The 11,262-nt window shown below is 70.1% G+C and carries 10 protein-coding genes and 6 pseudogenes; 11 read left to right on the top strand and 5 right to left on the bottom strand.

Going from position 1 to position 11,262, the window contains the following annotated elements:
• Position 1: 1 nt before the first annotated feature.
• The 3 genes and pseudogenes from ABS735_RS18415 to ABS735_RS18405 all read left to right on the top strand — a co-directional run.
• Positions 2–154, top strand: a pseudogene (locus ABS735_RS18415) (acyl-CoA dehydrogenase family protein); the annotation flags it as partial.
• Entirely contained in the window at positions 151–1,233 is a 1,083-nt protein-coding gene (locus ABS735_RS18410) for an enoyl-CoA hydratase/isomerase family protein (RefSeq protein ID WP_373903338.1), read from the top strand. The pseudogene ABS735_RS18415 and the gene ABS735_RS18410, both read left to right, overlap by 4 nt.
• 167 nt (positions 1,234–1,400) lie before the next feature.
• Positions 1,401–2,348 (top strand): annotated as a pseudogene (locus tag ABS735_RS18405) (FAD-dependent monooxygenase); the annotation flags it as partial.
• Between the two features lie 193 nt (positions 2,349–2,541).
• Here ABS735_RS18405 and ABS735_RS18400 read toward each other — a convergent pair.
• The gene (locus ABS735_RS18400; protein WP_373903339.1) at positions 2,542–2,766 is read right to left on the bottom strand and encodes a hypothetical protein; all 225 of its coding nucleotides are present in this window, start codon (positions 2,764–2,766) and stop codon (positions 2,542–2,544) included.
• Positions 2,767–2,922: 156 nt separating this feature from the next.
• Between ABS735_RS18400 and ABS735_RS18395 the strand changes: the two are divergent.
• Together ABS735_RS18395 and ABS735_RS18390 are read left to right on the top strand one after the other, a co-directional pair.
• Positions 2,923–3,201 (top strand): annotated as a pseudogene (locus ABS735_RS18395) (ABC transporter substrate-binding protein); the annotation flags it as partial.
• Positions 3,202–3,211: 10 nt separating this feature from the next.
• A pseudogene (locus tag ABS735_RS18390) lies at positions 3,212–3,490 on the top strand (GNAT family N-acetyltransferase); the annotation flags it as partial.
• A gap of 103 nt (positions 3,491–3,593) precedes the next feature.
• Here the strand turns inward: ABS735_RS18390 and ABS735_RS18385 are convergent.
• On the bottom strand, positions 3,594–4,022 hold the full coding sequence (locus tag ABS735_RS18385; RefSeq protein ID WP_373903340.1) for a VOC family protein: 429 nt from the start codon (positions 4,020–4,022) through the stop codon (positions 3,594–3,596).
• A gap of 126 nt (positions 4,023–4,148) precedes the next feature.
• Here ABS735_RS18385 and ABS735_RS18380 point away from each other — a divergent pair, with 126 nt between their 5' ends.
• On the top strand, positions 4,149–4,319 hold the full coding sequence (locus ABS735_RS18380; protein ID WP_030418959.1) for a DUF5670 family protein: 171 nt from the start codon (positions 4,149–4,151) through the stop codon (positions 4,317–4,319).
• A gap of 169 nt (positions 4,320–4,488) precedes the next feature.
• Here ABS735_RS18380 and ABS735_RS18375 read toward each other — a convergent pair whose 3' ends face one another.
• Together ABS735_RS18375 and ABS735_RS18370 are read right to left on the bottom strand one after the other, a co-directional pair.
• Positions 4,489–5,217: a VOC family protein gene (locus tag ABS735_RS18375; RefSeq protein WP_373903341.1), complete on the bottom strand. Its 729-nt coding sequence runs from the start codon at positions 5,215–5,217 to the stop codon at positions 4,489–4,491.
• A gap of 179 nt (positions 5,218–5,396) precedes the next feature.
• Positions 5,397–5,780 (bottom strand): ATP-binding protein, encoded by a 384-nt coding sequence (locus ABS735_RS18370; protein ID WP_373903342.1) that lies wholly within the window; start codon positions 5,778–5,780, stop codon positions 5,397–5,399.
• A 278-nt stretch (positions 5,781–6,058) separates the two neighbouring features.
• On the opposite strand from ABS735_RS18370, the gene ABS735_RS18365 reads away from it, so the two are divergent.
• Positions 6,059–6,568 carry a hypothetical protein gene (locus tag ABS735_RS18365; protein ID WP_476755842.1) on the top strand — a complete coding sequence of 170 codons (510 nt, stop codon included), beginning with the start codon at positions 6,059–6,061 and terminating at the stop codon, positions 6,566–6,568.
• Here ABS735_RS18365 and ABS735_RS18360 read toward each other — a convergent pair.
• Positions 6,546–7,646: an SDR family NAD(P)-dependent oxidoreductase gene (locus ABS735_RS18360; RefSeq protein ID WP_476755841.1), complete on the bottom strand. Its 1,101-nt coding sequence runs from the start codon at positions 7,644–7,646 to the stop codon at positions 6,546–6,548. The genes ABS735_RS18365 and ABS735_RS18360 overlap by 23 nt on opposite strands.
• 234 nt (positions 7,647–7,880) lie before the next feature.
• On the opposite strand from ABS735_RS18360, the pseudogene ABS735_RS18355 reads away from it, so the two are divergent.
• From ABS735_RS18355 to ABS735_RS18340, 4 genes and pseudogenes are all read left to right on the top strand, one after another.
• Positions 7,881–8,604, top strand: a pseudogene (locus ABS735_RS18355) (SDR family oxidoreductase).
• A 581-nt stretch (positions 8,605–9,185) separates the two neighbouring features.
• Positions 9,186–9,935, top strand: coding sequence for an SDR family oxidoreductase (locus ABS735_RS18350; RefSeq protein WP_373903343.1), 750 nt, complete (start codon positions 9,186–9,188; stop codon positions 9,933–9,935).
• Positions 9,936–10,028: 93 nt separating this feature from the next.
• Entirely contained in the window at positions 10,029–10,904 is an 876-nt protein-coding gene (locus ABS735_RS18345) for a LysR family transcriptional regulator (protein ID WP_373903344.1), read from the top strand.
• A 201-nt stretch (positions 10,905–11,105) separates the two neighbouring features.
• A pseudogene (locus tag ABS735_RS18340) lies at positions 11,106–11,252 on the top strand (IS5/IS1182 family transposase); the annotation flags it as partial.
• Between the last annotated feature and the right edge of the window lie 10 nt (positions 11,253–11,262).

The raw sequence follows: 11,262 nt of genomic DNA, 5'->3' as shown, positions 1-11,262 counted from the left end.
CCGCCCGCTCCAGCTCCACGGCGGGTACGCCTACCTCGGCGCATACGACACTGAGAAGATCGTCCGTGACCTGTGTGTCCACCAGATCCTGGAAGGAACGAACGAGAACATGCGCGTCATCGTGGCCCGCGGACTGACGGAGGCGTTCCGGTGAACGACGTCCTGTTCCGCACGAGCGGCCGTACCGCCCACGTCACCCTCAACCGCCCGGGGGCCCTGAACTCCCTCACCCATGACATGGTGCTGCGCATCGACGAGGCGCTCACGGAGTGGGAGCACGATTCGGCCGTCGAGACCGTCGTCATCACCGGCGAGGGGGAGCGCGGCCTTTGCGCCGGCGGTGACATCCGCGCCATTCACGACGACGTCCGCGACGGCGACGGCCGAGCCTCGGCCGCCTTCTGGCGCGACGAGTACCGCCTCAACGCCCGCATCGCCCGTTACCCGAAGCCGTACGTCGCCGTCATGGACGGAATCGTCATGGGCGGCGGCGTCGGTGTCTCCGCGCACGGCAGCGTCCGGGTCGTCACCGAGCGGTCGAGGATCGCCATGCCGGAGACAGGCATCGGCTTCGTCCCGGATGTGGGCGGCACCCACCTGCTCGCCCTTGCACCGGGCGAGCTGGGCACCCATCTCGCGCTGACGGGCGCACAGATCGGCGCCCCGGACGCGCTCCTGTGCGGACTCGCCGACCACTACGTGCCGTCCGCCGCGCTCCAGGACTTCGTCGACGACCTCGCCGAGAGGCCCGTACGCGAGGCTCTCGCCCGTCACGTACGGCAGGCGCCGCCGGGAATCCTGGCCGGTCGGCGGGAATGGATCGACTCCTGCTTCTCGGCCGACACCGCCGAGGACATCGTCCAGCGGCTCCTCGACCACGGCGATCCGGCTGCCAAGGAGACCGCCGACACCCTGCTCGCCAAGTCCCCGACCGCCGTGAAGGTCACCCTCGCGGCAATGCGCCGCGCCCGTCGGCTCGGCGCGCTGGAGCGGGTCCTCGACCAGGAGTACCGCGTCTCCTGCGCCTGCCTGAGCAGCCCCGACCTGGTGGAGGGCATCCGCGCCCAGGTCATCGACAAGGACCGTGACCCACGCTGGTCGCCGGCGACGCTCGCGGAAGTCACCGACGCGGACGTCGAGCGCTTCTTCACGCCCCTCGGCGAGCGCGAACTCGGCCTCGCCGGCGTCGGTCCGCTCACTGTCCTCGACAGCGAGGAGTCGAGACCCGAGTGATGAGGAGGGCGCGCGCGATTCGCGCTGGACGCACTGTTCGCCGATGCGCCCGCGGAACAGGTCGATGAAGCCCGCGCCTGCTGCCGGGACATACACGGCGGTGGCTTCTGCATGAACTCCGCGACGGGAGAAGGCACACGCAACCGCGAACTCGCCAACGCTCCTGCATGCTCGGAAGCGCGCGGGCGGCCGTCCTGGAGCGCCTCACCGAAGTGGACCCGACGATCAAGGGTGGGGTGATCACCACGCCCAGCGCCGAGGCGCTCTACCGCCGGGGGATGCTGCCCGCGCTGGCCGAGGTGCAGCGGCAGGCGATGGACCGCTTCCAGGCATTCGTGCGCGAACGGAGCGGCGGGCATTGAGGCGGGGCCGCGGGCCAAGGGCTCGGGTTCGTCGGGCACTTCGCCGGAATCCTGCTGCGCGCCGACCTGGTCGACCGTACGGAGCCGGGCCTCGGCCGGGGAGTAGAACTGACCGGCTTCGACGCGGACGACGGCGCCGTCATCGTGCGGACCGGCCATGGGGCGATACGCGTCGGCCGGCTCGTGGACTGCGACGGCGGCCGCAGCGCGGTCCGCAAGCTCGCGGGGTTCGAATTCCCCGGTACGGGGCCGGAGATGACCTGTCACCAGGCCATAGTGGAGATGACCGGCGCCGAGGACCTGAAGGTCGGCTGAACCGCCACGGACACCGGGGTGTACGCCCACGGGCCGATGCCGGGCCGCGTCGTCACCGTGGAGTTCGACGGCCCGCCGGCCGACCGGGAAGCGCCGGTCACCGAGGACCTCCAGGCGCGGCTGCGCCGCGTCTCCGGCGTGGACGTCACGATCACCAGGGTGCGGACCGCGACCCGCTTCACCGACCACGCGCGCCAGGTCACCGACTACCGCAAGGGCCGGGTGCTGCTGGCGGGCGACGCGACGCACGTGCACTCCGCGTTCGGCAACCGGGGGCTGAGCCTGGGCATCGGGGACGCGATGAACCTCGGCTGGAAGCTCGCCGCGGTGATCGGCGGCCGGGCGCCGGAAGGACTGCTGGACACGTACACCGCCGAGCGCCGCCCGGTCGGCGCGTGGGTCCTGGACTGGACCCGGTCCCAGGTCGCGGCCACGCGCCGATGCCGCACTCCACCTGTTCGCCTGGCGCGGTGCTCGCGGCGACGGCTGATACTCCGGTACGACTTCGCGATCACGTCGGTCTCACGGTCTGCGACCTGGGCGCTCCGCGGCAAGGCAGGCCATGGGGCGTCCCGTCCCCTCGTCAACTCCGCTTCATGCTCTGCAGGCACAGCCCCACGAGCGCATGGCGTCAGTCCTTGGCGCGGTGCAGTTGTATCTGCCGATTGACGAAGAGGTGCACGAAACCGCAACGCAGGCAGATCAGCCCAGTAGCGGACTCGTCCGCCCAGGCCAGATTGAACAATTCCCCGCCTGTGCTGTTGAGTTTCACCCCCCGTTCGCGGAATACGTCGCTCTTGCAGACCTGACACGTGATCCACGTCTCTCCCAGTGAGGCCCGCACCGCTTTGGCCATTGCATCCTCCTTGCCATGCCCAGTGGCTGGGCCGCTGCTCCTCACACTACGTGCCGGCCCCCATCAAGGCGTGGAGCCCCGTGGACAAAGGCCTGCCCGTCCGGGCTGTCACCTTGCGGTAGCCCGGGCCGCCCGCCCGTGTTCGGCCATCACGTCAACGGCCCTTCCGCACTGGACCTCGTGCGTGCCCGGGCATGGCACGGCACCCTGGGCGACCTCGAGCCCAGCGGCCCCGACGGGGTGCGTTACGGCGTGTTCGAGGGGACCGACATCTCCGACGACCTGTCGGCCCACACGCTGCACGTACGGCCCGGCGTCCGCTTCACCGACGGCTCCCAGCTGACCTCCGCCGACATCCTGCGCTCGCTCAGCGCGCTCGCGGCCAAGAGCAAACTGCCGATGTACCGGCTCGCCGCCGCCGACTTCGGCCTCGCGCGGCCTTCGCAACTGCGAGATCGGCTGCTGGCTGGAGCCGTCGGCCGAGGGCCGCGGTCTGATCACGCGGGCCTGCGGACTGTTGCTGGACTGGGCCTTCGCGGCCCGGGGGCTGCACCGGGCCGAATGGCATTGCCGGGCCGACAACGACCGCAGCGCCGCGGTGGCCGAGAGGCTCGGCATGACACTGGAAGGCGTGCGACGCGAGGCGTGGCCGTACGAGGGTGTGCGTTACGACAAGCAGGTCTGGGCGATTCTGGCCGCCGACTGGCGGCCCCGGGGACGGTGAAGCAGGCCACTGCACGAAACCGCCCAGGCCTGAGTACCGGTACCTGCCCGGCTTCAGTACGAGTCCCCGTCCGCCGCCGACAGCGGGTCAGCGCGGCGCTCGTTCAGTCGATGCAGAACTCGTTGCCCTCGATGTCCAGCATCGGGATGCACGCGTCGTTGCCGTCGTACAGGGTTCGCACGTGCACCGCTCCGAGCGGGACCAGCCGTGCGCGTTCGGCCTCGAGTGCGGCCAGGCGCTCCGCGCCCACGAGTCCGGTGCCCACCCGCACATCGAGGTGCACCCGGTTCTTGGCGGCCTTACCTTCGGGGACGCGCTGGAAGTACAGTCGCGGGCCGACACCTGTGGGATCACCGCAGGCGAACCACGCATCGCGCTGCTCGGGTGGCTGCGAACTCCTGAAGTCGTCCCACGTGTCGAACCCTTCCGGAGGCGGTGGTACGACATACCCCAGCACCTCGCACCAGAAGCGGGCGAGGCGCTCGGGTTCCGCGCAGTCGAAGGTGACTTGGAACTTCTTGATCGCCGACACCGGCGCACCCTACCAAGGGGGTCACGTGCTCTGCGACGACTTTCCCCCGCATCAGGGAAGCAGCGCGGAGTTCGTGGGCTTGTCCTGCGGAGGCCGGGGCATTCGTTGGCCTGGAGGTTGATGACTATGGTTCCCCTGCTTCTCGTACTTCTCCTGGCACTGATCCTCTTCGGCGCGGGTTTCGCGTTGAAGGCGCTGTGGTGGATCGCCGTCATCGTGCTCGTCGTGTGGCTGCTCGGCTTCCTCGTCCGGCCCGCCGGCAGCGGCGGCCGCAGGGGGCGCTGGTACCGCTGGTAGACAACGCACCTTTGCCGCACGCTGCGGACAGAGCGGCGGGCCCGGCCGAGCTCGGCCGGGCCCGCCGCTCTGTCCGCCCGGCCGAGTACGGTCGGGCCCGCCGTGCATGCCCGACCGTGGCGGCCGACGGCCCTCGGCGTCCTCGGCGCCTGTCGGGCGTGTCCCGGGGCTACCGGCCCAGTACTGAGCGGGCCACCGTGAACTCGTTGCCGTCCGGGTCGAGCATGAAAGCCCGGCCGCGGGCCCCCTCGCCGGCGGCGTGCGTCGCGCCCAGCGAGAGCAAACGGTCGGTCTCCGCCTCGAAGTCGGCGTCGACGGGGAGCGCGAGTTCCAGATGGAGCCTGTTGGTGCCGGACTTCGGTGCCACCGGCGGACCACCCCAGGTGATCTTCGTGCCGCCGGTCGGGGACTGGATCGCGGTCTCCTGGTCCTGGTCCCAGACCAGCGGCCACCGCAGCGCCTCACTCCAGAAGTAGCCGACCTCCTGCGTGCCGTCGCAAGCCAGTGCTCCGATGGCGCCGGTGCCGGCGAGGAAGTTGTTGCCCGCCTCGATGACGCAGAACTCGTTTCCGTCCGGATCGGCGAGCACCACATGCCCCTCCTCCGGGAGTTGACCCACGTCGATGTGGCTTCCACCCAGTTGCAGGGCCCTGGCCACCGTCCGCCGTTGGTCTTCCGGGGACGTGCTCGTGAGGTCGAAGTGCGCCCGGTTCTGACCGGTCTTCGGTTCCTGGCTCGGCAGGAACCGAATGCGGTACCCGGCGCCGTCAGGGGGCAGAATCGCGATGTCGTCGTCCGGGCCGGCGGCCAACTCCCAGCCCAGTACACCGGACCAGAACCGGGCCAGCCCGGCGGGCAGGGCGGTGTTGAAGCAGATCGCGAACAGTTGACTGGTCATACGCCGCGCAACCTCGATCCGTGACGTTCGTACCCGGAACATCTCCGGCGCTACGACAGGCCGATGCGAGGCCGCTGCCGCCGCCCCACGGCCGCAGCGTAGGGGTGGCCGCGCCGCAACCGCATCCGAGTTTTGCGCGCGAGAGGCGGGAGGCGGCACTGCCCGGCGCAGAACGCCGACTACGTCTGCCGTTCGTCCGGCTCGCCGGCGGCAGGCGGGTGGAAGCAGGCGACAACCGCTTTGCCGTAGGGGCAGGGGCGTGCTTCCCAGCTGTCGGCGAGGGCGTCGACCAGGAGAATGCCCCGCCCGCCGAGGCGTTCGGAGCTCGGCGGGCGGGGAGTGGGCAGGTCACTGGACGCGTCATGGACCGCGACGTGCAGGCAACGCGTGTCCCACGTCATCACCAGCTGGGCGTTGCTGTGGGCGTGGACGTGGGCGTTGGTGACCAGTTCCGAGACGGTCAGGAGCACCGCGTCGACCGTCTGCGGGGCGCTGTCCGTCCAGCCGAGCGCCCGAAGACGCTCGCGGCACCAGTCCCTCGCCGTCTTCACGTCGCTGCTCATCGGAAGGGACCGCGCCCACCCCACAGCCCTGACCGATGATTCGTCCACCTGCATGCACCTTCCATTGACCTGGGTTCCGGTCCTGTGCAGTCGCGTCTACCCCCTGGTGCGGTGTCGACGCGAGGAACGGCGTCGCAACCGGGCTCGGAAGTCGTGGCGCGGGCCAGCGCCTCGCCACGGTCACCGAGTCCGCCGATCGGACGGCGACAGGGGACATGGACGCTCTCGAACCGGGCAGGCGGAGCTTCGTCGGCGCGAGCCGAGGACCGCAGGGCGGTATGACCGGGAGGGCACATTATGACGACGACGACCGCACGAGCCGCCGAGCACGCCACGACGGGCATGCCGGAGATCGCGGACCCGTCGAAGGTGGCGCCCCGGGACGCGCGGGAGTTGTCGAAGCTGTTCGCATCACCCAGACCACCGCGGAAGACCAGATACGCCTGCTGCAGTCCGTGTTCGGCGACAAGTCGCCCCTGAGCGAGGCATCGCGTGCCTACATCCAGGACCTGATGCAGCACGTCGTGGGAAGCCAGGCCTGGGGGGTCTCCGCAGCGGCCGACTCGGGTACGACCGCGCTGAAGAACGGGTGGCTCAAGCGGACCCAGACCGAGAAATGGGACGTCAACAGCATCGGTCGGATACAGCATGAGGGCCGCGTCTACCTGATGGCGGTACTGCTCAACGGCTGCAGCACCCAGGAGGTCGGCATCAGCATCGTGGAACAGGCGACGCGCGCGTCCGCGACGGCGTTCTCCCGGGCACTCAAGGAGAAGTCCGCCACCTGACGGCCCGGACCGCCGTCCACGGATCACGCCCGCCCCCTTTCGCACGGCCTCCTACTTGAACGGCTCCTCGCACCGGGCCGCCACCGCCTTCTCGATCCGCTTCGCGCGCGTCCCGGGCTTCGTCACGCTCTCGACCGCGTGCACGTGCGCCTTCTTCCGACGCGGGGACAGCCCGGCGTAGGCCCTCCGAGCGATCGGGCCGGTGGCTCAGGGCCTCGACGACGTCGGGCGGTTCGGCCAGGTCCCCGGGTTCCGTGTCGAGGCGAGCTGCACCTCGGCCTCCTCGCCGGTCTCCACCTCGGCCGCCTCCCGGTTGACCCTGATCCCACGCAAAGATCCGCGCCCTCGCCGAGAGGGCCGTCGCCACCCTCAAGACCTGAAGGCTGCTGTGAAACCTCCGCTGTTCGACCCATCCGGACAGCAGCCTCGTCCGTGCAGTCCTCGCCCTGCATCTGGCCAGCTCGGACTGAGATCGGACCGACCCGCGTCCACCCAAGGACTTGGTGTAGGCGCCCATGGCGCGGTAGCTCTTTTCGCTCACCAGGTCGTCCAGCCTGCCCATCGGCCACCGCGCCGCGATGGCGCTGACGGTGACCACGCGCGGTGCGGACGAGCGGCGCACGGCGGGCCAGACCTGGGCGTTGAAGGCGAAGTGGCCGAGGTGATTGGTGCCGACCGCCATCTCGAAGCCGTCGTGGGTGGTCCGACGCTCGGGCAGGTTCATCACGCCGGCGTTGTTGAAGAGCAGGTCGACCGTCTCGGTCTCGGCGATTCGGGTGGCCGCGTCGCGGACGGAGGAGAGGTCGGAGAGGTCGAGCACGAGCGTGTCCGTCCGGGCCCCGGGGGTCGCGGCGCGTATGGCCTCCGCGGCCTGGTCCAGCTTGGTCTGGCCGCGGCCGGCCAGGATGACGCGGGCCCCGTGCCGGGCGAGCGCGCGGGCGGTCTCGAGTCCGATCCCGCCGTTCCCGCCGGTGATCAACGCGGTGCGGACGGTCTGATCGGGGATGTCGTCGGGAGTCCAGTGGTTCACCGCGGTGGCCGGCGCGTGGCGGCACGTCGCGACCAGGTGCGACAACACCGTCACCTCCTACGAAGCAGCGGTCTCTCGCCTCGTTCCTGCTCTGGGCGAGACCTGTTTGAAGACGGACCGCTCTAGGTGCGACGTGGGTTACGCGGTGGTGGCCCGCGCGCGAACGGCGGGCGAGACGGCTGATTCAGCTGCGATCGGCGGTTTCGCGTCCCCGGGGGCAGGAGCACGGTGGGATCAGTCCGCCGTACGACCCAGGCGGCGTGTAACAACGGAGGAGACAGCATGAACTGGCCTGCAGGGGAAGCGGCATTCGTCACCGGCACGGCCTCGGGGATCGGCCTCGGTGTCAGCCGGGCTCTCGTCGCCGCGGGCGCGAAGGTGGCCCTCGCCGACATCGACGAGGAGCGCCTGGCCGTCGTGGCCAAGGAGCTGACCGACGCCGGTGGCACGGTGATGACGGTGAAGATCGACGTCGGCGACGCCGACAGTTGGCAGGCGGCGGCCGACAGCGCCGAGGCGGCCATCGGGCCCGTCTCGATCCTGGTCAGCAATGCCGGTCAACGGTGGCGGCACTGTCGAGCAGACACCGCTGGAGGTGTGGCGCTGGGTGCTGGCGATCGACACCGACGGCCCCTACCTCGGCACGTCCACCTTCCTGCCTCGCTTCAAGCAGCGCGGCGGACGCGCCCACCTCATGAACACGGTGTCCATGGCGGGCCTCGTCCGCATGGCGAACGTGGCCCCGTACGTCACCTCCAAGTTCGTCTGTGTCGGCTTCTCCCTGGCGTTGCGCGAGGATCTCAAGGGCACGGACATGTCCGTCTCCGTGCTCACGCCCGGTTCGGTCGTGACCCGGCTCGGCAGCACGGCCCCCGAGGCCGAGGCCAAGCTGCTCGGCCGCGAGGTGGCCAAGAACGTCGTCGAGGCCAACAGCGCGATGCTCGCGCAGGGCGCCGACCCGGACCGCGTCGGTGAGCAGGTCGTCGACGCGCTGCGCGACCGCTAGTTCCGCATCGTCACCCACCGCGACTTCGAACCGCTCGTCACGCGCCTGCACCGCGAGATCGAGCAGACGTTCACGGAGGTCGACGACCGCCACGGGCAGGACCCGGCGGCTCGCATGATGCTCGCGGGCGGAGACCCCGTCACGTCCTGACCCCGCCCCCGTTTTCGCCCCCTGCCGTCCGGACCGGCGGGGGGCGTACGGCGCCTCGCCCCAGGGCGGCGCCTCGCTCCAGGGCGGCGCCTCGTCCCAGGGCGGCGCCTCGTCCCAGGGCATGCCCCCAGCTCAGGCAGGGCACGACACGATCGGCAACCAGGACGTCTGGATCCTGGGCGGCTGCCGTGCTGGTGGCGTTCGTCATCGTCGTGCGGCTGCGCCGACGGACCGAGATGTCTCGTCCGAGTGGCTTCCAAAGCCAGTGCTCAGCCGCCCGCAGCCGGTACGCGCGGTGCGACCAGCGGATATCGAGACGGTTTGTGGGGCGACACACAGGTCGTGTTGGCCTGCGTCCGGTACGCGTGCCTAGCCTCGTGAGTGGAAGTGATCAAACCGGTTACTGATGGTGATACAAGGAGGTGCTGGACATGGCCGAGCACACGCTGAAGGACAAGGTCGCGGTCATTGGCGGGGGCGAGAAGAATCTGGGCGGGCTGCTCAGCAGGTCGTTCGCCGAGGCCGGGGCCAGGGTCGTGGTGCATTACCACACGTCGGAGAAGGAGGCGGAGGAGACCGTCCGGGCCATCCAGGACGCCGGCGGGCAGGCGGTGTCCGTGCAGGGGGATCTGACGGACGTGGCGAGTGTGCGGCGGCTGTTCGACACCGCGGTGGACACCTACGGCGGCGTCGACGTCGCGGTGAACACGACCGGGATGGTGCTGCGCAAGCCGATCCTGGAGACCACCGAGGAAGAGTACGACCGTATGTTCGGCATCAATGCCAAGGCGGCGTACTTCTTCATCCAGGAGGCGGGGCGCCGCCTGACCGATCACGGCAAGATCATCAGCCTGGGCACGTCCCTGCTGGCCGCCTTCACCGATGGCTACTCCACTTACGCGGGCGGCAAGGCTCCGCTGGAGCACTTCACCCGGGCGGCTGCCAAGGAGTTCGCGGACCGGTCGATTTCGGTGAACGTGGTGGCGCCGGGGCCGATGGACACGCCGTTCTTCTACCCGCAGGAGACGCCGGAGCGGGTGGACTTCCACAAGTCGCAGGCGATGGGCAACCAGCTCACGCACATCGAGGACATCGTTCCGCTGATCAGGTTTCTGGCCACCGAGGGCTGGTGGATCACCGGACAGACGCTGTTCGCCAACGGCGGCTACACCACCCGATGAGCCCGCCAAGGGGCGGCTGCCGACCTGCGTGGGCGGAGAACGAGAGACGGGGCGCTTCGCTGCGTCAGCGTCGCAAGGGGGCGACCTGACCCCGTGGGTGTGGACCTGAACAAACTGGAGCACCTGATCGCGGTGGCTGAGGAGGGCAGCATCACCCGCGCCGCCGCCCGCCTGCACCTGTCCCAGCAGGCGCTGTCCACCTCCATCCGCGTCCTGGAACGCGAAGTGGGCGTCCCTCTGCTGGAGCGCACCGCCACCGGTGTGGTACTGCTGCCCGCCGGCGCCGCCCTGGTCGAGGACGCCCGCGTCCTGCGGGGCACGGCACGCTCCGCCCTCCAGCGCGCCCGCCGCATCGGCCGCGGCGAGAAGGAAGTCCTGCGCTTGGGCCACACACCGGCCGTCACCGGGGAGGAGATCATCGCCTTGCTGCGGCAGGTGGGTACCGCCCACCCTCACCTGGCCGGCGACGTCAACCAGCGCTACCCGGGCGAACTGACCGAAGCGCTGCTGGCCGGAGACCTCGATATCGGGCTGTGCCGGGCCATGACACCGCCACACGGACTGGCGCGCACCACCTTGGGGCAGCACCCCCTCAACATTGCGGTCGCCGCCGACCACCCCCTCGCTACTCGCACTTCCGTGGCCCTGTCAGAACTCGCCGACCAACACTTCATCGTGTGGGGCCGATCCGGACACTCCGGCTACACCGACCTGCTCATCAGCCACTGCCGTGCAGCCGGCTTCGAACCCCGCACCGAACGCACCAGCCTCCAAGGCACCCCACCCGCCACCGCCGTCATCGGCACCGGCCATCTCGCCTTCGTCACCACAGCACCAGGCCCCGCTGCGGGCGGCGCCGCCCGCATCATCGCCCTCGATCCACCCCTCTACGCACCCTTGCACGCCCTGTACTCCACGCGGACCACCAGCCCCGCCAAAGACGCGTTCCTCGCCACCGCCGCCCTGTGACCATGCGTGTCCCGTGAGACATGTCGAAGTCTGGAGAAGAACGGCTACCGAGCACAGCTCGCCCGCTACACCGAGGGCCGGGTGCAGCTGCGCTCGCGACAGGGCACGGTCACAACCGGCCCGTTCCCGGAGGGTTGGGGCATGGTGCGGGCGGCGTTGGCGATGATCTCCGCATCGTCAGCCCTGGCAGAGAGACAACCCGGCAGCCCGTATCGCGGGCCACGGCGGCTCTACGCCGACCGCGGATACGACTATGACAAGTACTCCCGCCTGCTGCGGAAGCGCGGCATCAAGCCCCTCATCGCCCGTCGCGGCGTCGCCCATGGTTCCGGCCTGGGCACTGCTCGACGCGGGACGG

Origin of the sequence: Streptomyces sp. MMCC 100 (assembly GCF_041538145.2) — a bacterium.
GTDB lineage: Bacteria > Actinomycetota > Actinomycetes > Streptomycetales > Streptomycetaceae > Streptomyces.
This window is presented reverse-complemented; position numbering and strand designations above follow the sequence as displayed.